General features: G+C 65.2%; 19 protein-coding genes. 7 read left to right on the top strand and 12 right to left on the bottom strand.

All coding sequences use genetic code 11. The features are described from left to right. Positions 1 to 11: 11 nt before the first annotated feature. The 7 genes from maiA to AAEZ08_RS16930 form a co-directional block, all read right to left on the bottom strand. Positions 12 to 671: a maleylacetoacetate isomerase gene (maiA, locus tag AAEZ08_RS16960; RefSeq protein WP_500124740.1), complete on the bottom strand. Its 660-nt coding sequence runs from the start codon at positions 669 to 671 to the stop codon at positions 12 to 14. Further along, positions 661 to 1644, bottom strand: a complete 984-nt coding sequence (locus AAEZ08_RS16955) for a fumarylacetoacetate hydrolase family protein (protein WP_500124739.1) — start codon at positions 1642 to 1644, stop codon at positions 661 to 663. The genes maiA and AAEZ08_RS16955 overlap by 11 nt, the downstream gene beginning before the upstream one ends. Continuing rightward, on the bottom strand, positions 1644 to 2783 hold the full coding sequence (locus tag AAEZ08_RS16950) for a homogentisate 1,2-dioxygenase (RefSeq protein ID WP_500124738.1): 1140 nt from the start codon (positions 2781 to 2783) through the stop codon (positions 1644 to 1646). The genes AAEZ08_RS16955 and AAEZ08_RS16950 overlap by 1 nt, the downstream gene beginning before the upstream one ends. 157 nt (positions 2784 to 2940) lie before the next feature. Further along, the gene (gene hppD / locus AAEZ08_RS16945; RefSeq protein WP_500124737.1) at positions 2941 to 4026 is read right to left on the bottom strand and encodes a 4-hydroxyphenylpyruvate dioxygenase; all 1086 of its coding nucleotides are present in this window, start codon (positions 4024 to 4026) and stop codon (positions 2941 to 2943) included. A 412-nt stretch (positions 4027 to 4438) separates the two neighbouring features. Further along, on the bottom strand, positions 4439 to 5848 hold the full coding sequence (locus tag AAEZ08_RS16940) for a sodium-dependent transporter (protein WP_500124736.1): 1410 nt from the start codon (positions 5846 to 5848) through the stop codon (positions 4439 to 4441). A gap of 128 nt (positions 5849 to 5976) precedes the next feature. Beyond that, positions 5977 to 7071, bottom strand: a complete 1095-nt coding sequence (locus tag AAEZ08_RS16935; protein WP_230355994.1) for a Glu/Leu/Phe/Val dehydrogenase dimerization domain-containing protein — start codon at positions 7069 to 7071, stop codon at positions 5977 to 5979. A gap of 201 nt (positions 7072 to 7272) precedes the next feature. Next, a complete protein-coding gene (locus tag AAEZ08_RS16930; RefSeq protein ID WP_500124735.1) occupies positions 7273 to 10743 on the bottom strand; it encodes an indolepyruvate ferredoxin oxidoreductase family protein in 3471 nt (1156 codons plus the stop codon). Positions 10744 to 10984: 241 nt separating this feature from the next. Between AAEZ08_RS16930 and AAEZ08_RS16925 the strand changes: the two genes are divergently transcribed. Next, on the top strand, positions 10985 to 11455 hold the full coding sequence (locus tag AAEZ08_RS16925; RefSeq protein WP_003281718.1) for an Lrp/AsnC family transcriptional regulator: 471 nt from the start codon (positions 10985 to 10987) through the stop codon (positions 11453 to 11455). A 502-nt stretch (positions 11456 to 11957) separates the two neighbouring features. Here the strand turns inward: AAEZ08_RS16925 and AAEZ08_RS16920 are convergent. Continuing rightward, entirely contained in the window at positions 11958 to 12374 is a 417-nt protein-coding gene (locus tag AAEZ08_RS16920; RefSeq protein WP_500124765.1) for a DUF192 domain-containing protein, read from the bottom strand. 116 nt (positions 12375 to 12490) lie between these two features. Here AAEZ08_RS16920 and AAEZ08_RS16915 point away from each other — a divergent pair, with 116 nt between their 5' ends. The 4 genes from AAEZ08_RS16915 (at position 12491) to AAEZ08_RS16900 (ending at position 17408) form a co-directional block, all read left to right on the top strand. Further along, a complete protein-coding gene (locus AAEZ08_RS16915; RefSeq protein WP_500124734.1) occupies positions 12491 to 13831 on the top strand; it encodes a short-chain fatty acid transporter in 1341 nt (446 codons plus the stop codon). Between the two features lie 271 nt (positions 13832 to 14102). Beyond that, the gene (locus tag AAEZ08_RS16910; RefSeq protein ID WP_500124733.1) at positions 14103 to 15494 is read left to right on the top strand and encodes a GntP family permease; all 1392 of its coding nucleotides are present in this window, start codon (positions 14103 to 14105) and stop codon (positions 15492 to 15494) included. Positions 15495 to 15604: 110 nt separating this feature from the next. Continuing rightward, positions 15605 to 16375: a 3-hydroxybutyrate dehydrogenase gene (locus AAEZ08_RS16905; RefSeq protein WP_500124732.1), complete on the top strand. Its 771-nt coding sequence runs from the start codon at positions 15605 to 15607 to the stop codon at positions 16373 to 16375. Between the two features lie 136 nt (positions 16376 to 16511). Further along, complete coding sequence (locus tag AAEZ08_RS16900; RefSeq protein WP_500124731.1) at positions 16512 to 17408, top strand: ribose-phosphate diphosphokinase; 897 nt, start codon at positions 16512 to 16514, stop codon at positions 17406 to 17408. A 247-nt stretch (positions 17409 to 17655) separates the two neighbouring features. Here the strand turns inward: AAEZ08_RS16900 and AAEZ08_RS16895 are convergent, their stop codons facing one another. The 3 genes from AAEZ08_RS16895 to AAEZ08_RS16885 form a co-directional block, all read right to left on the bottom strand. Next, positions 17656 to 18438 (bottom strand): DNA-formamidopyrimidine glycosylase family protein, encoded by a 783-nt coding sequence (locus tag AAEZ08_RS16895; RefSeq protein ID WP_500124730.1) that lies wholly within the window; start codon positions 18436 to 18438, stop codon positions 17656 to 17658. Between the two features lie 66 nt (positions 18439 to 18504). After that, positions 18505 to 19389 (bottom strand): RluA family pseudouridine synthase, encoded by an 885-nt coding sequence (locus AAEZ08_RS16890; RefSeq protein ID WP_500124729.1) that lies wholly within the window; start codon positions 19387 to 19389, stop codon positions 18505 to 18507. 162 nt (positions 19390 to 19551) lie between these two features. Then, positions 19552 to 19815, bottom strand: coding sequence for a PepSY domain-containing protein (locus AAEZ08_RS16885; RefSeq protein WP_003281728.1), 264 nt, complete (start codon positions 19813 to 19815; stop codon positions 19552 to 19554). A 216-nt stretch (positions 19816 to 20031) separates the two neighbouring features. On the opposite strand from AAEZ08_RS16885, the gene AAEZ08_RS16880 reads away from it, so the two are divergent. After that, positions 20032 to 20808, top strand: coding sequence for a DUF899 domain-containing protein (locus tag AAEZ08_RS16880; protein WP_500124728.1), 777 nt, complete (start codon positions 20032 to 20034; stop codon positions 20806 to 20808). Between the two features lie 2 nt (positions 20809 to 20810). Here the strand turns inward: AAEZ08_RS16880 and AAEZ08_RS16875 are convergent, their stop codons facing one another. Further along, positions 20811 to 21167, bottom strand: coding sequence for a copper-binding protein (locus AAEZ08_RS16875; RefSeq protein WP_003281730.1), 357 nt, complete (start codon positions 21165 to 21167; stop codon positions 20811 to 20813). 171 nt (positions 21168 to 21338) lie between these two features. On the opposite strand from AAEZ08_RS16875, the gene AAEZ08_RS16870 reads away from it, so the two are divergent. Next, complete coding sequence (locus tag AAEZ08_RS16870; protein WP_003281732.1) at positions 21339 to 21647, top strand: PepSY domain-containing protein; 309 nt, start codon at positions 21339 to 21341, stop codon at positions 21645 to 21647. Position 21648: the final 1 nt, after the last annotated feature.

Raw genomic sequence — 21648 nt, 5'->3', positions numbered from 1 at the left:
GATTCAGTCGTTCATTGAGCGTCGGGCTGCACCTCCGGCACGGCCTGCTGGAAGGCCGGAAGCGTCTCGCAGCGTGCGACGATCTCGAGAATGCGTGGATACGCCGCGAGGTCACAGGCAAAACGGCGCGCATTGTATACCTGCGGCACCAGACATGCCTCCAGATAACCTGGCCGGTCGTTCAGGGAAAGCTTGTCACCAAAGGTTTCCAGACCCTGTTCCATAGCCTCCAGCCCCTGGCTGACCCAGTGCCGGTACCAGGCGTTCCTCGCCTCGTCGTCGACGCCCAGTTCGGCGCTGAGGTACTGCAGCACGCGCAGGTTGTTCAGCGGATGGATCTCGCAGGCGATGTGCATGGCCAGGGAGCGCACCTGGGCACGCTCGACCGGATCGGCCGGCAGCAATGCCGGCACCGGGAACACCTCTTCGAGGTACTCCAGGATCGCCAGTGACTGGCTGATGCGCGCTCCACCGTTGGCCTCGTCCACCAGCAGCGGCACCAGCTGCTGTGGGTTGAGCGTGCGGTAATCAGCCGCACGCTGCTGGCCGCCATCCTTGACCAGATGCACCGGCACCTGCCGATAAGCCAGCCCCTTGAGGTTCAGCGCGATGCGCACCCGGTAGGCGGCACTGGAGCGCCAGTAGCCGTAGAGTGCCAGCTCAGTGCTCATAGCGCTCAACCTGCTGATCGATGGCGCCGAAGATGCTCTGCCCGGCGGCATCGAACATCTCGATGCGCACCCGGTCGCCGAACTTGAGGAATGGCGTTTTCGCTTCACCGTGCTCGACCACTTCGAGCATGCGCTTCTCGGCCAGGCAGGACGAGCCAGCGCTGCGGTCGTAGTTCGACACCGTGCCCGAGCCGATGATGGTGCCGGCGCCCAGTGGACGGGTGCGCGCGGCATGGGCGACCAGGGTCGGGAAGTTGAAGGTCATGTCGGTGCCGGCATCCGGCTGACCGAACAGCTCGCCGTTGATGTGCGAAACCAAAGGCCGATGCACCTTGCCGTCGCGCCAGGTTTCGCCCAGCTCGTCCGGCGTCACCGCCACCGGCGAGAAGCTCGACGACGGCTTGCTCTGGTAAAAGCCGAAGCCCTTGGCCAACTCACCGGGAATGAGATTGCGCAACGAGACGTCATTGACCAGCATCAGCAGCTGGATGTGCGCGGCCGCCTCGGCCGGCGTCGCGCCCATCGGCACGTCGTCGGTGATCACCGCCAGCTCGCCTTCCAGATCGATGCCCCAGGCCTCGTCGGCTAGGCGGATCGGGCTGTGCGGCGGGATAAAGGCATCGGCGCCGCCCTGGTACATCAGCGGATCGTGCCAGAAGGACTCCGGCATCTCGGCGCCGCGCGCCTTGCGCACCAGCTCGACGTGATTGACGTAGGCGCTGCCATCGGCCCAGTGATAAGCGCGCGGCAGCGGGCTGTGGCAGGCGGTCTCGTCGAAGGCGAATGCGGCCTCCTCCAGCCCGTCGTTGAGGCGCTGGTAGACCGCTTCCAGCTTCGGCTTGCAGTAGTTCCAGTCATCCAGCGCGGCCTGCAGCGTGGCGGCGATCTGCGGCACTTTCACCGCCTGGGCGAGATCACGGGAAACGACGACGAGCACGCCGTCGCGGCCCTGGTTGAGGGTTGCGAGTTTCATCAGGATTCCTTGCCCGGCGCACGCCAGGAGTTGACGTATTCGGGGACATCGACGGCTGCGGCGGCTTCGCCGACTTCCAGCGCGCGGCGGGTGTCGATCATCACCGCCACCTCGTCGGCAAAGGTTGCCGGGTCGGTGCTGGCCTTCTTCAGTGCCTTCGGGTGCGGCCCGTGGGGGAAGCCGCAGGGGTGGAAGGTCACCATGCCCTGCTCGATGTTGTCGCGGCTGAAGAAGTTGCCGCGGTGGTAGAACAGCACTTCGTCGTAGTCGTCGTTGTTGTGGAAGAACGGCACCTTCAGCGCACCCGGATCGGATTCCACCGGCCGCGGCGTGAAGGTGCAGACCACGAAACCGTTGGCGACGAAGGTGGTGTGCGCCGACGGCGGCAGGTGATAGCGATGGCTCATCAGCGGGCGGATGTCGCGCCAGTTGAGCCGTACCACGGTGTTGTCGCCGTGCCAGCCGACCACGTCCAGCGGGTTGTACGGGTAGGTCACGGTGGTGATCTGGTCTCGCCGCTTGATGCGGATTTGCCAGGGGTTCTCGTCCTGCTGCGCGCGAAAGGCGTCGTCCAGCCGCGGATGGTCGAGCACCGCGGCGTCAAAGATGGCATGCGGGCCGACCAGGCCTTTTTCCGGCAGCTGGTAGGCGCCGTCGGTGTTCTCGATCAAGAGCATGAACACCGGCTGCGTCACCTCGATGCGCCAGGCGGTGCTGCGCGGGATCATCAGGTAGTCGCCGTCGCGGAATTCCAGGTGGCCGAAATCGCAGTACAGATGCCCGGCGCCCTCGTGGATGAACAGCAGTTCGTCACCATCACCGTTGCGCACCAGGTGGCGCATGGCGCCGTTGGTCTTCCACAGGCGCAGCTTGACGTCGGCGTTGTGCAGCGCCAACGGCGCCTGCAGCGGGCAGTCGCCTTCGCTGGGGATGTGGTTGAAGTTGAAGGCATGCGGGCGCAGCGGGCCTTCCCAGTCGATCCAGCCGGTCGGCGGATGCTTGTGATGCAGGTGCGAAGCCGGGCCGAAGAAGCCTTCGCGGCCCATTTCGCGCTCGTAGGTGCCCTGCGGAAAATCGCAGTGCGCCTGACGCGAACTTTCACCCTCGCGGATGGGGAAACTGATCCATTTGCGGCTCATGTGCCTCTCCTTCGTGATACCGCGTGATCTGAATGGCGCTGCGGTGGTTGTCGATGCGTAGGGTGGATGTCGCGAAGCACATCCACGCGTTGGTCGGCCCGACACAGACGCGTGGAAGATGCTTCGCAGTCTTCCACCCTACGTCCTGGCTCTGGCCTTACTCGTCCGCCTTGATCACGCCGCGGCGCACCTGGTCTTCCTCGATGGATTCGAACAGCGCCTTGAAGTTGCCTTCGCCGAAGCCCTGGTTGCCCTTGCGCTGGATGATCTCGAAGAAGATCGGGCCGATCACCGTGTTGGTGAAGATCTGCAGGAGGATGCCGTCATCCCCCGGCGCGCCGTCGATCAGCAGGTTCAGCTCGCGCAGCACATCGGTTGGCTCGCCGTGACCGGCAACGCGCGTATCGACCTTCTCGTAATAGGTGCCCGGTGTGGTCATGAAATCCACGCCGTTGGCACGCAGGCGGCGGACGGTCTCGTAAATATCGTCGGTGGAGAGCGCGATGTGCTGGATGCCCTCGCCGTGGTACTCGCGGATGAATTCCTCGATCTGTGATTTGTCGTCGGCCGACTCGTTGATCGGGATGCGGATCTTGCCGCAGGGCGCGGTCATGGCGCGGGAGAACAGGCCGGTCAGCTTGCCCTCAATGTCGAAGTAGCGAATCTCGCGGAAGTTGGCGATGCGCTCGTAGAAACCGGACCAGACATCCATCTGCCCACGCATGACGTTGTGGGTCAGGTGGTCGATGCACATCAGGCCGACGGCGTTGTCATTCGGCGTGCGCCCTTCGATGTACTCGAAGTCGACGTCGTAGATACTCTTGTCACCGTAGCGGTCAACGAGATACAGCAGCGAGCCGCCGATGCCTTCGACGCAGGGGATGTTCAGCTCGCCGAAGTTGGCGTGGCTGCCGACCAGCTTGGCGCCCTGGGATTCGACGTAGGCGGCGGCCTGCGCGGCATTCTTCACCCGGAACGCCATGGCGCAGGCGCTCGGGCCGTGCTTCTCGCCGAACTCGCGCACATGCCCGGTGGGGCTGCCGTTGAGCACGATGTTGATGTCGTGTTGCTGGAACAGCCAGACCTCCTTGGAGCGGTGCTTGGCGGTTTCGGTAAAGCCCATCTGGGTGAACAGCGTACGCAGCTGTTCGATGCCCTCGGCATTCGGCGCGGTGAATTCGACGAACTCGAAGCCGTCGGTGCCGATGGGATTGTGCTGTTCGATCTTGTTCACGGCGCTCATATCGCCTCCTGATTATTGTTGTGAAGACTGCCGTTGCACGGCTTGGCTGGCCCCATCACACCCCAGGCCAGGGCGGCGAACAATGCTGTTTACGGGCACGGAAAGCGGCTGGCGCCAGCCCTGCTGTCAGGTTTTCCTTACAGCGCCTTTTTTGCTGAAAAGCCTGGCTCGGCGGCTTGCCAGGCGTAACGAAAAGCTGACAGAGCGGTGCGACAACCTGCCGCACTTGTGATTCGCCGCATGGAATCGCGCATAAAAAAGGTGGGCTGAAGCCCACCCCATGAAGGCCTGCGTCGGCCTTTCGATAGGATGGACCTGAGCCCACCAAAAGGACTTCGATAGAAGCCCGCAGCATTTTTGTAGGGTGGGCTTCAGCCCACCGACGCGTTCTGCACAGACGCCCGTGATCGCGCTAGATCAGCCCGAGCAGGTTGAGGAATACCAGCACAATGGCCACCGGCGTGCCGTAGCGCAGCAGCATCCACCAGGCCTGGAACAGCCCGGCGTTGCGAATGCCGATCGCCTCGCTGACCACGTGACGCTGCAGCACCCAGCCGGTGAACAGCACCGTGCCCAGCCCGCCCAGCGGCATCAGCCAATTGGTGGTGAGGTAGTCCAGGGTGTCGAAGAAGGTCTTGCCGAACAGCTGGTAGTCCGCCCAGTGGTTGAAGGAGAACACGCTGCCCAGGCTCAGCAGCCAGAGCACCAGACCGCTGCCCAGCACCGCCTTGGTCCGGCTGATGCCGAAGCGCTCGGTGAGCCACGCGATGCTCGGCTCGGAAAGCGAGATGGCCGAGGTCAGCGCCGCGATCACCAGCATCACGAAGAACAGCCCACCGACGACCTGCCCCAGCGGCATCTGGCCGAAGGCGATCGGCAGGGTGACGAAGATCAGTCCCGGCCCGGCCCCTGGCTCCAGGCCGTTGCCGAACACCAGCGGGAAGATCGCCAGGCCGGCCAGCAGCGCCACCGCGGTATCGGCCAGCGCCACCAGAATCGAGGTCTTGGCGATCGAGGTGCCTTCCGGCAGATAGGAGCCGTAGACCATCATCGCGCCGCAACCCAGGCTCAGGGTGAAGAAGGCATGGCCAAGGGCGACCAGCACGCTCTGCGCAGTCAGCGCGGAGAAGTCCGGGACGAAGAGGAATTGCAACGCCTGGGCGAATTCGCCTTCGATGGCGGCATAGACGACCAGCACCAGCATCAGCACGAACAGCCCGGGCATCAGAAAGCGCAGCGATCGCTCCAGCCCGCCACGCACGCCGAAGCCGACGATCAGCATGGTCGCCGCCAGCACCAGCGTGGCACAGACCACCAGGCGCAGCGGGTCCGCCAGCAGCGCGCCGAACAGCTCGCCACTGGCCTCCCCGCTGACCCCGGTGAAGCCGCCGCTGAAGGTCGTCGGCACATAGGCCAGTGCCCAGCCGGCCACCACCAGATAGAAGCTCAGAATGAGAAAGCCGGTAAGCCCGCCGAGCCAGCCGACCACGCGCCAGCGCGAGCTGGCCCCGGCCTCGCGCGCCAGCCGCGCCACGGCGCCATCAGGGTTTGCCCGGCCACGGCGGCCGATCATCACCTCGGTCATCAGCAGCGGAATGCCGATCAAGAGGATGCAGGCGAGATAGACCAGCACGAAGGCGCCGCCGCCGTTCTGCCCGGTCACGTAAGGGAATTTCCAGATGTTGCCCAGGCCCACCGCCGAGCCGGTGGCGGCGAGGAAGAACACCCAGCGCGAGGACCACAGGCCCCGGTTGGCGTTGTCTTGGATGCGTGCGCGCGCGCCGGCGAAGGTGCCGGCCGCGAGGCTGGTTTTATCGGTCATTGCGGATTCCTGCTTGTTGTTTTTGTCAGGGATGGTGCGAACGAACGGAGCGGGCACGGCGCTGGCGATCAGAACCCGCCGCCCCGCTCAGCGAAGGCCGGCGCGCTCGGGCGACCGGCCATGTGCCATCATGAAGCCTGCCGCTGCAGCGTCGCGACCTGCGGCGCGCCGCCGGCCTGCAAGCGCTCCAGCGCCAGGCGGTCGGCGATCACCGAGGTGCATTCGCCACTGGCGGCGGCCCGCTCGAAAATCTCGCGCAGCGTGCCGGCGATGGCGTTCACATGGGCGTCGGTCTGCGCGGCGCTACCGCCGGTGCGCTGGTAGTAGACGTCGATGATGCCGCCGGCGTTGATCGCGTAGTCCGGCGCGTAGAGCTGGTTGCGCCGCTGCAGCTCGATGCCGATCTCGGCGGTGGCCAGCTGGTTGTTGGCCGCCCCGGCGATCACCGGGGCACGCAACACTTCGAGAGTCTGCTCGTTGAGGATGCCGCCCATGGCGCAGGGCGCGAAAACGTCCACGTCCAGGCCGTAGATGTCCTGCGGGCGCACCACGTTGGCTCCCAGCTCGTCCATCGCCTGCTTGACGTTGGCATCGAAGATGTCCGCCACCCACAGTTCGGCGCCGGCCGCCTTCAGGTGCCGCGCCAGACCCAGGCCGACATGGCCGACGCCCTGGATCGCCACCTTCAGCCCGGTCAGCTCGTCGCGACCGAGGCGCTGGCGCACCGCTTCCTTGAGGCCGACGAACACGCCGTAGGCGGTGGACGGCGACGGGTCGCCGCTGGCGACGCTGCCGTCGAGCAACGTGCGCGGCGTGGCGCCGACCACATGGCGGGTGCGCTGGGCAAAGGCCTGCATTTCGGCATCGCCGGTGCCGGAGTCGGCGGCAGTGATGTAGCGCCCGCCAAGGCTGTCGACGAAGTCGCCCATGGCGTGCAACAGCGCCTGGCTCTTGCCAGTGTGCGGATCACCGATGATCACCGCCTTGCCGCCGCCAAGCTTGAGTCCGGCCAGCGAGGATTTCAGCGTCATCCCGCGCGACAGGCGCAGCACATCGCGCAGGGCGTCGTCGTCATTGGCGTAGGGAAACATCCGGCAGCCACCCAACGCCGGACCGAGGCGCGTGTCGTGGATGGCGATGATGGCTTTCAGGCCCGACGCCTGGTCATGGCAGAAGACCACCTGCTCGTGGCGGTCGAAGTCGGGGTTAGCGAAGACGGACATTAGGATTACCTCTTTCATTGTTATTGGATTCGGGCCCTGCTGTCGGGCCCGTCTGAAAACGGTTCTGGCTGAAAAGCATCGCCCCGAGGGCGGGCCTCCCACAAAAGTGGCCGGCACATACCGAAGCCTGTGGGAGGCGCGCCCCCGCGGCGATTGCAGGCCGCAGGCCTGCCCGAGGCCAAACCAGCAGCGGACGCATCATCACGCCGCCGGCTGGAACAGCCGTACGCTCTGCACCTCGTCGCCCCTGGTCAGCTGCTCGCGGAGCAACTTCTCCTGCTGGCGGGCCTTGGCGATAGAGCGCTCCTTCACCGGGCCGTAGCCGCGGATCTGTTCCGGCAGCGCGGCGATGGCCACGGCAGTGCGGTAGTTGGTCGGCTTGAGCTGGGCCAGCAGCTCGTCCACGGTCTTCTCGTACTCCGTGATCAGCTGGCGCTCGACGCGGCGATCGTGGCCATAGCCGAACGGATCGAGCGGCGTGCCGCGCAGGAAGCGGAACTTGGCCAGCACGCCGAACAGGTTCAGCACCCACGGCCCCAGCTCGCGCTTGCGCGGCTCGCCGGTGACGGGGTCACGCTTGGCCAGCCAGGCCGGGGCGAGGTGGAACTGCAGCCGGTAGTCGCCCTCGAACTGCGCCTCGAGCTGCTGGCGGAATTCCGGCTCACTGTAGAGGCGCGCTACCTCGTACTCATCCTTGTAGGCCAGGAGCTTGAAGTAGTAGCGGGCGACGGCCTTGGACAGCGCCAGATCGTCCGCGCTATCGGCCTCGCGCACACGCTCGACCAGCTGGCGATAGCGGCGCGCCAGCCCGGCGTTCTGGTAGCGGGTAAGGAAATCCACGCGCCACTCGACGATCTCTTCCAGGGTCTTGCAGATCGGCTCCGCTATTTCGGCCGGACGTGCCAGCTGTTCGACTGCTTCACGCTCTAGCACAGCACGGCGGCCCCAACGGAAGGCCTGCAGATTCAGCTTGGCGGCAACGCCATTGAGTTCGATGGCCTTCTCGATGGCCTCGGCGCTGATCGGCAGCAGCCCCTGCTGATAGGCGAAGCCGAGCAGGAACAGGTTGGTGGCGATGCTATCGCCGAGCAGCCGCGTGGCCAGGCGGGTGGCATCGACGAAGTGGGTCTTGTCGGCGCCGACCGCGTCGCTGATCGCCTGGCGCATGGCCGCGCCGGGCACCTGGGCGTCCGGGTTGCGAGTGAACTCGGCGGTGGCGGACTCGTGGCTGTTCACCACGGCATTGCTGATCCGCTCGTTGAGGCGGGTCAGCGATTCATCGCCCGCCGCGACGATCAGGTCGCAGCCGAGCAGCAGATCGGCCTCACCGGCGGCGATGCGCACCGCGTAGATGTCGCTCTGCTTCGCGGCGATGCGCACGTGGGTGGTCACCGGACCGAATTTCTGCGCCAGACCGGCCTGGTCGAGCACGGTGCAGCCCTTGCCTTCCAGGTGCGCGGCCATGCCGAGCAGCGCGCCAAGGGTGGTCACGCCGCTGCCGCCAACGCCGGGGATCAGCACATTCCAAGGCCGCTCCAGCGACGGATGCTGCGGCTCGGGCAAGGTCGCCGCCTCGATACCGCCTGCTACGGCTTCGGGCTTGCGCAACCCGCCGCCATGCACGGTGACGAAGCTCGGACAGAAGCCCTCGACGCAGGAAAAATCCTTGTTGCAGGCGTTCTGGTCGATCTCGCGCTTGCGGCCCAGCTCGGTTTCCAGCGGCAGCACAGCCAGGCAGTTGGACTTCTCGCCGCAGTCGCCGCAGCCCTCGCAGACCGCCGGGTTGATGAAGGCGCGCTTGGCCGGGTCTTCCAGCTTGCCGCGCTTGCGCCGACGACGCTTCTCGGTGGCACAGGTCTGGTCATAGATGATCACCGAGACGCCCTTGAATTCGCGCAGCTCGCGCTGCACGGCATCCAGTTCGCGGCGGTGATGGAAGCTGGTGATCGGCGCGAAGGTATCGCGAGTCGGGTACTTGTCCGGCTCGTCGCTGACCAGGGCAATGCGCTTGACGCCCTCGTGGAAGATCTGCCGGCTGAGCTGGTCGACGCGCAGCTCGCCGTCGATGGGCTGGCCACCGGTCATGGCCACGGCATCGTTGTAGAGGATCTTGTAGGTGACGTTTACGCCCGCCGCGACGGCGGCGCGCACCGCCAGGCTGCCGGAGTGGAAATAGGTGCCGTCACCCAGGTTCTGGAACATGTGCGGGGTGTCGGTGAACGGCGCCTGGCCGATCCAGTTGACGCCCTCGCCTCCCATCTGGGTAAAGGTCTCGGTGCGCCGGTCCATCCACTGCACCATGTAGTGACAGCCGATACCGGCCGAGGCGCGGCTGCCCTCGGGCACCTTGGTCGAGGTGTTGTGCGGGCAGCCGGAGCAGTAGTGCGGCGTACGCACGGTGCTGTAGCTGCGCGCGGCCAGGGCCTTCTCCTTGGCGGCCAGGAAGGCCAGACGGGCCTGGATGCTGTCGCTGGTGTAGATCGGCGCGAGGCGCTTGGCGATCACCCGCGCGATCATCGCCGGGGTCAGTTCGGAGAGGTTCGGCAGCAATGAATTGCCCTGCTCGTCGAACTCGCCGACCACCCGCGGACGCTTGCTGACGGGCCAGTTGTAGAGCTGCCCGGTGAGCTGGTCCTCGATGATGCTGCGCTTCTCCTCGACCACCAGAATCTCGTCCAGCCCCTGGGCGAACTCGTGCACCGAGACCGGCTCCAGCGGCCAGCTCATGCCGACCTTGAGCACGCGCAGGCCGACCGAGGCGCACAGCGCTTCGTCCAGGCCCAGGTCATCCAGCGCCTGACGCACGTCGAGATAGGACTTGCCGGTGGTGATGATGCCAAGGCGCGGATTCGGCGAATCGAGCATCACCCGGTTCAGGTTGTTGGCCCGGGCGAAGGCGCGTGCGGCGTAGATCTTGTACAGGTTGAGGCGCTTTTCCTGGACCAGCGGCGGGTCCGGCCAGCGGATGTGCACGCCGTCCTCGGGCAGTTCGAAATCGTCCGGGATACGCGTCTGCACGCGCAGCGGATCGACTTCCACCACGGCGGAGGAGTCGACGTTCTCGGCAATGGTCTTCAGGGCCACCCAGCAGCCGGAGTAGCGCGACAGCTCCCAGCCGATGATGCCGTAGTCGAGAATTTCCTGAACGTTGGCCGGGTTCAGCACCGGAATCGAGGCAGCGATGAAGGCATGCTCGCTCTGGTGCGGCAGCGTCGAGGACTTGCAGCCATGGTCGTCACCCGCCAGCAACAGCACGCCGCCTTTGGGCGACACACCCGCCGCATTCGCATGCTTGAACACGTCGCCGGCACGGTCGACGCCCGGCCCCTTGCCGTACCACATGGCGAACACGCCGTCGTACTTGGCGCCGGGGAACAGGTTGGTCTGCTGGCTGCCCCACACCGCGGTGGCGGCCAACTCTTCGTTGACGCCGGGCTGAAAGTGGATGGCGTGTTGCTTGAGGTAGTCGCGGGCTTCCCAGAGGCTCTTGTCCAGCCCGCCCAGTGGCGAGCCGCGATAGCCGGAGATGAAGCCACCGGTATTCAAACCACGGGCCTGATCACGCTGATGCTGCAGCATCGGCAAGCGGGTCAGCGCCTGGGTGCCGGTGAGGTACAGATGACCGGTAGCAAGCCGGTACTTGTCGTCCAGACGGATCTCGGCCAGAGACATGGGGCGCTCCTAATTTGTTGTTATCGGAGTCAGGGCAGCGTTGTTCGCTACCCGCCTGACGCAGTCATGGAGAAACCGCACGGTTGTTTCTCCATGCCGGCAATCGGCAGGGGATCACCCCACCGTCGCGTGTCGATTAACAGTCTGGCCGTGACGAAGAGAGATTTTCTTTCTACTTTTGCGGTAGAACAGCGCTTCTGTGCATGACCCATTCGCTAACAACAAGAAAACAGGCACGACCATGCAGACTTCGCCACTGAGCAGCATCGATCGCAAGATCCTGCTGTTGCTGCAACACAACGCCGACCTATCCGCAGCGGAAATCGCCGAGAAGGTCGAACTGTCGCAATCGCCCTGCTGGCGACGCATCCATCGCATGCAGGAGGAGGGGCTGATCGAGCGCAAGGTCGCCCTGCTCAACCCAAAGAAACTCGGGCTGAACATGACGGTGTTCGTCAACATCAAGCTCTCGGCCCACGGCCGCAGCAACCTCGACGAGTTCGAGCGGGCGGTGGTGGGTTATCCCGAGGTGCTGGAGTGCCACACCATGGCCGGTGAGTCGGATTACCTGCTCAAGGTGGTGGCGCGCGATATCGACAGTTACGAACGCTTCCTGCGTGACCAGCTCCTGCAGCGCCCCCACGTGCAGGAGGCGCACTCGCATATCGCCATGAGTGAGGTGAAGCGGACCACGGAGTTGCCGCTGGATTGAGCGTTCGGGCTGGCGTGGGCAAGCTTGCAGCCTGCTTTCGCCGCGAGGGCGCGCCTCCTACGGGCGGTGTGCACATTCTGCTTTTGTAGGAGGCCCGACCTCGGGGCGAAGCTTTTGGCTTTTGGGCAGGCTTGCAGTCTGAATTTGCCGCGGGGGCGCGCCTCCTACGGGAGGTGGGCACATTCTGCTTTGTGGAAGACCCGACCTCAGGGCGAAACTTTTTTGGCTTTTGGGCAGGCTTGCAGCCCGCTTTCGCCGCGAGGGCGCGCCTCCTACGGGCAGTGTGCACACTCTGTTTTTGTAGGAGGCCCGACCTCGGGGCGAAGCTTTTGGCTTTTGGGCAGGCTTGAAGTCTGAATTTGCCGCGGGGGGGGCCTCCCACAATAGCCAAGAGCGTAGGGTGGAAAACGGCCAGAGCCTTTTCCACGCGTTCAACGGACCACGCATAGGCTATCGCCGCGATCGATTGGCGGTTTCTATCGCTCGTGTAGGGGAGTCGCCCCTACTCCCCAGGTATCCCTTCCAACCGCGCGTCCCGCCCGATCCCCCGCGTCTCAAAATATCCCTGATCCATCTCCAGCGCATAACGCGCCGGCCGCTTCGAACAACGAATCTGGGTATTGAACGGCTCCAGATCGATCACATCGACCAGCACCCCGTCCTCATCGAAGAACGCCGCCGACAAGGGCAGCGGTGTGTCCTTCATCCACAGGCAGTGGCGGCGCACTTCGTCGAAACGAAACAGCATGCCGCTGTCGGCGGCGAGTTCACTGCGCCCCATCAGCCCGCGCTCGCGCTGGGCGACGGTTTGCGCGTATTCGGCGTGCAGTTCATGTCCGTCCAGGCGCAGCCGCAGCGGCTCATCCGCCTGGACGGTGCCTGCAAGCACCAGCAGCGACAGCAAAAGCACAACAGGCATCAACCAACCTCCTCTAGCGCAGCGCAGCGCAGCGGGAACAGCCGGCCGCCGCCGCACTCATAAGCGAAGCACCGCACCTGCGCGGCGACATAACGACAACAAGGGAGAACCCCATCGTGCTCAACAGAATAACCGCCGCCAGCGTCTACCTGGTGCAACGCTTCCTCCCGTCGCCCTTCGTCTTCGCCATCCTGCTCACGTTGATCGTGCTGATCGCCGCCATGCTCAGCACCGGTCAGGGTTTGCCGGCGATGGCGCAGCACTGGGGCAACGGCTTCTGGAACCTGCTGGCCTTCACCATGCAGATGTCGCTGATCCTGGTCACCGGCCATGCCCTGGCACGGGCGCCGGCAATCAATCGCCTGCTCGACCGCATGGCCCGCATCCCGCAGTCCCCGGGCCAGGCCATCGTGCTGGTCACACTGGTGGCGCTGGCCGGTTCCTGGATCAACTGGGGCTTCGGCCTGGTGATCGGCGCCGTGTTCGCCCGCGCGCTGGCACGCCAGGTGCGCGGCGTCGACTACCCGCTGCTGGTGGCCTCGGCCTATTCCGGCTTCCTGATCTGGCACGGCGGCTTTTCCGGCTCGATTCCGCTGTCGCTGGCCAGCGGTGGCGCCGATCTGGAAAAGATGACTGGTGGCGCACTGACCGAGGCCATCGGCGTCGGCCAGACGCTGTTCGCTTCCTACAACCTGATCATCATCGCCGTGCTGGTGGTGGGCCTGCCGCTGCTGAACTGGGCCATGCAGCCGAAGACGCCGAAGGTGGTCGACCCGGCGCTGCTGGAAGAGCCCCAGCCGAGCGACATCCCGCGGGAAACCGGCACCCAGCGCCTGGACGACAGCCGTATTCTCGGCCTGATCATGGTCGCGCTGGCGGTGCTGTTCTTCTACCGGCACTTCAGCGAGAACGGCCTGGCGCTGAGCCTGAACATCGTGATCTCGATCTTCCTCTTTGCCGGCCTGCTGATGCACGGCACGCCGGAGCGCTACATGCGCGCCATCGAGGAGAGCATCCGCGGCATCGCCGGCATCGTCGTGCAGTTCCCCTTCTACGCCGGGATCATGGGGATGATGGTCGGCGCCAATGCGGCCGGCGTATCGCTCGGCCGGCAGGTCACCGACACTTTCATCGCCTGGTCGTCGGCCGAGAGCTTCCCGGTGCTGGCCTTTCTCAGCGCCGGGCTGGTCAACGTCTTCGTGCCCTCTGGCGGCGGCCAGTGGGCGGTGCAGGGGCCGATCATGCTGCCGGCCGGCGCGGCGCTGGGCGTGGCGCCGGAAGTCACGGCCATGGCGATCGCCTGGGGCGATGCCTGGACCAACATGATCCAGCCGTTCTGGGCCCTGCCGCTGCTGGGCATCGCCGGGCTCGGTGCCCGCGACATCATGGGCTACTGCCTGCTCTGCCTGGTGTTCTCCGGTGTGGTGATCGCCGGCGGGCTCTACTTCCTGACCTGAGGCCGGGGCATTCCGGACGGCGACACTGTCCGGAATGCTGGACCACACTGTCCAGGATGCAAGACACAAGCGCCGTCCAACGATCTGGACACCCAAGATAAAAACCATGCAAATCAGCGAGTTGCGTATCTGGCACGGAACTCGCTAAATCACCGTGCGGCCTGTCCGCAGCCGAAACAAGAAAAACAATGCGCCTGCCGTGCAGCAGCGAGTCCCCGAATGCCCTCGGCAGCGTTCGGTCGTGCCGCACGGGGCCAGGAGATCGTCCCCGATGAGCGTCGTCATCGCCCTTGCTGCATTGGCCCTGCTGATGCTCGCCGCCTACCGCGGCTACAGTGTCATCCTGTTTGCTCCCATCGCCGCCATGGGTGCGGTGCTGCTCACTGACCCATCCGCCGTGGCGCCGGCCTTCACCGGCATCTTCATGGAGAAGATGGTCGGCTTTATCAAGCTGTACTTCCCGGTGTTCCTGCTCGGTGCGGTGTTCGGCAAGCTGATCGAGATGTCGGGTTTTTCGCGCTCCATCGTCGCCGCAGCGATCCGCCTGCTCGGCACCAGCCAGGCGATGCTGGTGATCGTTCTGGTCTGCGCGCTGCTGACCTACGGCGGCGTGTCGCTGTTCGTCGTGGTGTTCGCGGTGTACCCGTTCGCTGCCGAGATGTTCCGCCAGAGCAACATGCCCAAGCGGCTGATCCCGGCGACCATCGCCCTCGGCGCGTTCACCTTCACCATGACGGCCATTCCCGGCACGCCGCAGATCCAGAACATCATTCCCACCACCTTCTTCAACACCACCACCTGGGCCGCACCCTGGCTGGGCCTGATCGGCACGATATTCGTGTTCGGCCTGGGCATGCTCTATCTCAAGTGGCAGCTCGGCAAGGCCATTGCCGCCGGCGAAGGCTACGGCACCAACCTGCGCAACGAGCCGGAAACGCCCGCCGACATCGCCCTGCCCAACCCCTGGCTGGCGCTGTCGCCGCTGATTCTGGTGCTGGTGGCCAACCTCCTGTTCACCCGCTCGATTCCCGAGTTCTACGGCACCAGCCACAGCCTGCAGCTGCCGGGCATGAGCGCACCGCTGGTCACCGAGGTAGGCAAGCTCACGGCGATCTGGGCGGTGGAGGCCGCGCTGCTGCTGGGCATCGCCCTGGTACTGGCGACCAGCTTCGGCACCCTGCGCGGCAAGCTCGCCGAGGGCAGCCGCACGGCGGTCGGTGGTTCGCTGCTGGCGGCGATGAACACCGCGTCGGAGTTCGGCTTCGGCGCGGTGATCGCCTCGCTGCCGGGCTTCATCGTGGTGGCCGATGCGCTGTCGGCAATTCCCAATCCGCTGATCAACGAGGCCATCACCGTCAACCTGCTGGCCGGCATCACCGGCTCGGCCTCCGGCGGCATGAGCATTGCCCTGGCCGCCATGGCCGACAGCTTCGTCGCCGCCGCCAACGCCGCGCAGATACCGCTGGAAGTGCTGCACCGGGTTGCCTCGATGGCCTCCGGCGGGCTCGACACCCTGCCGCACAACGGCGCAGTGATCACGTTGCTGGCCGTCACCGGACTGACCCACCGCGAATCCTACAAGGACATCTTCGCCATCACCCTGATCGCCACGGCCGCGGCCTTCTTCGTGATCGGCGTGTACTACGCTACCGGCATCGTCTGATCGCGGCGCTTCGCCGATATCGGCGAGCACCACGACATCTGCGATTGCCTTCCGACAACAAGAAAAACAAAGGCGCCGCCCCGTGCGGTCGCCACCAAGCGGGAGAAACCATGAACCTCACAGGCAAGACCGCACTGGTCACCGGCTCCACCAGCGGCATCGGGCTGGGCATTGCGCTGAAGCTGGCCGAGGCCGGCGCCGATCTGATCCTCAACGGCTTCGGCGATGCCTCGGCAGCGCTGGCGGAGGTCGGCAGACACGGCCGCAAGGTCGGGCACCACGGCGCGGACGTGTCCGATCCGGCACAGATCGCCGAGCTGTTCGCCTATGCCGAGCGCGACTTCGGCGGCGTCGATATCCTGGTCAACAACGCCGGCATCCAGCATGTCGCGCCGGTGGAGCAGTTTCCGGTGGAGCGCTGGGACGCCATCATCGCCATCAACCTGTCCTCGGCGTTCCACACCACACGCCTGGCCCTGCCCGGCATGCGCGAGCGCAACTGGGGACGGATCATCAACGTCGCCTCGGTGCACGGGCTGGTCGGCTCCGAGCAGAAGGCCGCCTACGTCGCCGCCAAGCACGGCCTGGTCGGGCTGACCAAGGTCGTTGCGCTGGAAACCGCCACCACGCCGATCACCTGCAACGCCATCTGCCCCGGCTGGGTGCTGACCCCACTGGTACAGCAGCAGATCGACGAGCGCGCGCGGGAGAGCGGCGATGAACAGCAAGCCCGCCACGACCTCCTCGCCGAGAAGCAGCCTTCGCTGGACTTCGTCACCCCCACGCAGCTGGGTGCGATGGCGCTGTTCCTCTGCAGTGAGGCCGGCGATCAGGTACGCGGCGCCGCGTGGAACATGGACGGCGGCTGGGCAGCGCGCTGACGACGACTGGCCACCCCCGGCGAACGGCTGCGCATCGCAGGCTGTCTGTATCCCATTCAGGCGGACTGCCGCGCCGAGATCGCCAGAGGTTCAGGTCGGCAGCGCCGGACAGCCAAAAACCGTTTCGGGAGTGCCGATGCAAAGCCAGCTGCTGTATTTCGATGACGAGCGCGCCGCCGCCCTGCGACTGGCCGAAGCCTCTGGGCTGGCCGCCGCGGCAGTCGAGCGCCACCGCTTTCCCGATGACGAACTGCGCCTGCGTCAGCCACTGGGCGAAGGCGAGGCCATCGCCGAGCAGCTGGTGATCTACCGCGGCCTCGACCATCCCAACGAGAAGCTGGTCGAGCTGCTGTTGATCGCCGGCGAGGCGCGCCGACTGGGCGCCAGGCGACTGATCTTGGTCACGCCTTATCTGGCCTACATGCGCCAGGACATTGCCTTCAATCCCGGTGAAGTAGTCAGCCAGCGGGTGCTTGGCCAGCTGCTGGCCAGCCAGTTCGACGGGCTGATCACCGTCGACCCGCACCTGCACCGCGTCGCCACCCTGCAGGAAGCCGTGCCGCTGGAAGATGCCGTGACACTGTGCGCGGCACCGGCGCTGGCACGGCTGATCGCCAAGCGGCATCCCGATGCCCTGCTGATCGGCCCGGATGCCGAGGCGCTGCAGTGGATCGAAGCCGCTGCCGTCGAACATGGTTTCGAACACGGCGTGTGCAATAAGGTGCGCCACGGCGATCGCCAGGTCGACATCGCACTGCCGGCGCTGGCGTTTGCCGGGCGCCATGTAGTGCTGCTCGATGACGTCGCCAGTTCCGGCCGCACCCTTGCCAACGCCGCGGAGAAACTGCTGGCCGCCGGCGCGGCGTCGGTAGATGTCGCCGTGACCCACGCGCTGTTCGGCGATGATGCGCTGGCGGTGATCCGCGCTGCCGGCGTCGGTCAGATCTGGAGCACCGACTGCATCGCCCATGAAAGCAACGCGGTGAGCATGGCCCCGCAACTGGCCGAGGCGCTCAGGCCGCTGTTGCGCTGAGGCGATAGGCAACGAGCGGCACATAGGGTGAATAACGCGGCAGCTGTCCCAGTGTTCTTCCAAGCCAGCCGCGTGGACAAGGCGGTGCCGTTGTCCACCCTACGAGGATCCTGCACCGGCAAACCATCTACGCCCCAACACCACAGCCGCCGTAGGGTGGAAAACGCGCAGCTTTTCCACCGGAACCCGGCGACCACCTCGGCGGTGACGAATCAATCACGTGGATAAGGCGGTGCCGTTGTCCACCCTACCCCTCATCCACCGCGCTCGGCTCGTCGGCCACGATCTGCGCTGAGTCGCCATAGCGCTTCTGGCAGCGCTCACAGAAGAATGCCCGGCGCTGGCTGCGGCCCAGCTCTTTCACCTTGACCAGGGGAATCCGGCAGCGCACGCAGGTGGTCTTGCCGTGGGCCAGCCAGTGCGCCTTGAGCACACCGGCCCGCTTCCACTCGAGAAATTCGAAGCTGTAGGTACGCGCTTCACGCACCAGCTCGCGCAGCTTGGCCGCCGGCAGCTCGCCGATCAGCGACAGTGGATGCACGCGGATGCGGTAGAGCACCTCGTTCTTGATGATGTTGCCGGAGCCGGCGAACAGCGTCTGGTCGAGCAGCGCATCGCAGGCCAATAGCCGCGGACGTGCGCGCAGCCGCTTGAGCGTGGCGCGCGGGCTCCAGGCGTCGCTCATCAGGTCCATGCTCCAGTCGTACGTCGCATCCAGCGGCCCTTCGATCAACTGCACCGAGCAGGCATAGAAGTTCAGCTCGCCGTTGGCAAAGCCCAGACTAAGCCGTGCTACGGCGTCCTTGCGCTCGTTGATGCGGTAGCTGCCGAACAGCAGCAGGTGGATGCGGACGGAGACGTCGTCCAGCTTGATCAGGAAATGCTTGCCCCAGCTATGGAAGCCACGCACCACCTGACCGGCCAGCCGGGACATGTCGATCTTAGCGCTACCCTCGGCACTTTCGATGGTGCCCCCGGCGAATGCCGCGACTTCTTCACGCAGGATGACGATGGAAGGACCTTCGGGCATGGCTGCACCAGTGGCTGGGCTGTCTTGGATTTGAGACTCGCCACCGCCGCGAAGGTGCGCCCGCCGTTACCAGTCCAGTTGCAACGTGCTCTCGAACTCGCGACGTTCACCAGTCAGCGGATCGCGAAATTGCAACCCGCGCGCCAACAGCTTCAGTGGCCGCGCGTAGTCGTCGGCCTCACGCTCGCTGCGCTCGAGCAGCTCGGGATAGAACGGATCGTTGCAGATACCGGCGCCGAGGGTCGCCATGTGCAGGCGCAGCTGGTGCTTTTTGCCGCTGATGGGGGAAAGCCCGTAGCGCCAGAGGTCGCCGCGCCGTTCGAGCACCTCGATCAGCGTTTCGCTGTTCGGCTCATCCTCGCCTTCGCGCATCAGGAAGAAGGGGTCACCCGGCACCATGCACAGGCGTCGGCGCAGGGGAAATTCGAGATGCGGCAGCGCCGGGCAGATCGCCTCGTAGCGCTTGCTGATCTCCCGCTCACGGAACAGCGCCTGGTAGGCGCCACGGCTTTCGCGGTTGGCCGAGAACAGCACCAGACCGGCGGTGAGCCGATCGATGCGATGAATCGGCACCAGATCGGTGTTACCGAGCCGTTTGCTGAGCCGCGCCAGCAGGGTTTCATTGACGTATTCGCCAGCCGGCATCACCGAGAGAAAGTGGGGCTTGTCCGCCACCACCAGATGCTCGTCGACGTGCAGGATGCGTTCTTCGAATGGCACCGGGGTCTCGTTCGGCACTTCACGAAAGTAATGAATGCGCATGCCGACCCGATAGGCTTGCGCGGCATCGATCGGCTGCATCTGCGCATCCAGCACGCGGCCGCGGGCGATGCGATCGAGCCAGGTATCGCGACTGATCGCCGGGAAGTGCGCGCACAGGCAGTCGAGCACCGTATGCCAATCGCCTTGCGGCAGATGCAGGGTGCTGGGACGGGGGCTAGAAGCGGACATGAGTGCAGCTACACGGAACGACGAGGGAGGTGAATGATACCCGCTCTGTCAGTGGCTGCCTCCCGTTGCGGGAGTGTTGTGGCAAGTGACAGCTGAGCACAGCGCCGCTGTAAGGCAGGCGATGCGCTCAGCAAAGACGCCAGGCACGTGGAGTGCGTCGGCTCAGTCTTCTTTGTCCTTGGTAACTTCGCCAGTGCGGCCGTCGATCTTGAACTCGTACTTCTTGCCGTCCTGCTTCATGCCCTCGCCTTCCCAGCCATTGCCGTCGGCTTCGATGCCATGCAGTTCGGTATAGCCGGCGGCCTTGGCCTTCTCTACGGCTTGTTCGAGGGTGATCCAATCAGCGCCGGGCTTGTCGGCGGCAAAGGCAGCACCGGAGCTCAGGATGGCAACGGCGAACGCCGCGGTCAGTGTCTTGTTATACATGTCGTTTTCCTTCTTCAAATGGAACCAGATCCGGCCATACGAATGGCCCCTGCCTGAATTACGAGCCCAACGGCGGCCGCTAAGTTCAACCGCCACGCCGCCAGCCGCCGGGCGTTCACTGGCTCGATGTCGATTTCGCCCGGCGCCAATCGACTCTGTCACAGGGCCACCGCCGCGTGGCGGTGGCTCACCTCAATCCGCGCCCCGGAGGTCTACATGGCAACGCACAAGGTAGTATCCGATCAGGACTGGCTGGCCGCCCACAGCGCCCATCTGCAGGAAGAGAAACAGCTCACCCGCCAGCGCGATGCGCTCAGCGAAAAGCGCCGGCAACTGCCCTGGCGGCACCTTGCGCAGGACTATTGCTTTCACGATGCCAGCGGCGCGGTTCGCCTGAGCGAGCTGTTCGAGGGTCGCAGCCAGCTGGTGATCAAGCACTTCATGTTCGGCCCGGACTGGACCGAGGGTTGCGTCGGCTGTTCGTTTGAGGCCGATCATATCGGCGGCGCGCTGCTGCACCTGTTGCAGCATGACGTCAGCTTCGCCGCCATTTCCCGCGCGCCGTTCGACCGGCTGCAGGCGTTCCGCCAGCGCATGGGCTGGCAGTTCCGCTGGCTGTCGTCGGCCGGCAGCACGTTCAACCGCGATTTCCACGTGTCCTTCGATGCCGAGGACATCGTCGAGGGCAAGGTCTTCTACAACTACGCTTGGCAACCCTTCGTCTGCGAGGAGCTGTCGGGCTTCAGCGTTTTCTACCGCGACCCGCAGGGCGGCATCTTCCACACCTTCTCGGCCTATGGTCGCGGCGCGGAAGAACTGCTCGGCACCTATGTACTGCTGGACATGACGCCCAACGGCCGCAACGAAACGGGCCCGCGGCACAACCTCACCGACTGGGTACGCCTGCACGACCGTTACGACAGCGATGATCGCGTTGCCCCGAGCGGTCGCTCAGAGCCCGCCGGCTGCTGCCACGAGCAGGCGCGACGCTGAGGCTACTGCCGTCGAATGAAGACGATCTGCGGGTCCATCTCGCCGTTGCTGAAGCGGAACTCCACCGCATCGCCCACGGCCAGCCCGCCGAGCTGTGCGGCGTCCGCCTTGAACGGCATCACCATCGCCGGCCACTTCAGCTCAGGCACCGGCCCGTGGGCGATGGTGACGCTGCCCTGCTGCGCATCGATGGCGCGGATCACGCCTTCGGCCCTGTAAGCGGGCTCGGCCTCCAGGCTGTTGCCAGCCGCCACATCGTCGACCGGTGGCGGTGTGGTGGAGGGCTTCAGCAGATCCTCGGCAGAGGCCTGGCCACTCAGCCCTAGGGTCGCAAGCAGTACGAGAAACACGGTTTTCATGGCGTCTCACCCCGAGGATCGGTTGTGCTGACCTGCAGCAAGCGTAGTCCCCATGGCGCGGTTCGCCCTCGCCCGAACGGTGCATTCGCAGGCGGGTGGTGGCGTTCAGTTTCGTTTAAGCAAGCCCTCGTAACCTGTGAATCGTCGAAACCAACCACAGGAATCAAAACCATGAAAACACTGACTACGCTGCTCACCGCCGCCACCCTCGCCCTCGGCGCCAACCTGGCCATGGCCAAGGACATCGGCCCGGACGAGGCACTGAAGCTGCGCGATGCCGGCACCATCCAGTCGTTCGAGAAGCTCAACGAAGCGGCATTGGCCAAGCATCCCGGCGCGACCATCGAGGAGACCGAGCTGGAAGAAGAGTACGGCCGCTACGTCTATCAACTTGAATTGCGCGACGACAAAGGTGTGCAATGGGACGTCGAGCTCGACGCCAAGACCGGCGAAGTGCTGAAGGACCATCAGGACGACTGAG

The sequence above is a fragment of the Pseudomonas sp. E45-MNA-CIBAN-0222 genome, assembly GCF_040310405.1.
In the GTDB taxonomy this organism is placed as follows: domain Bacteria; phylum Pseudomonadota; class Gammaproteobacteria; order Pseudomonadales; family Pseudomonadaceae; genus Stutzerimonas; species Stutzerimonas stutzeri_AC.
Note: the sequence above shows the minus strand (reverse complement) of the source record. Positions and strands in the feature narration are given on the sequence as shown.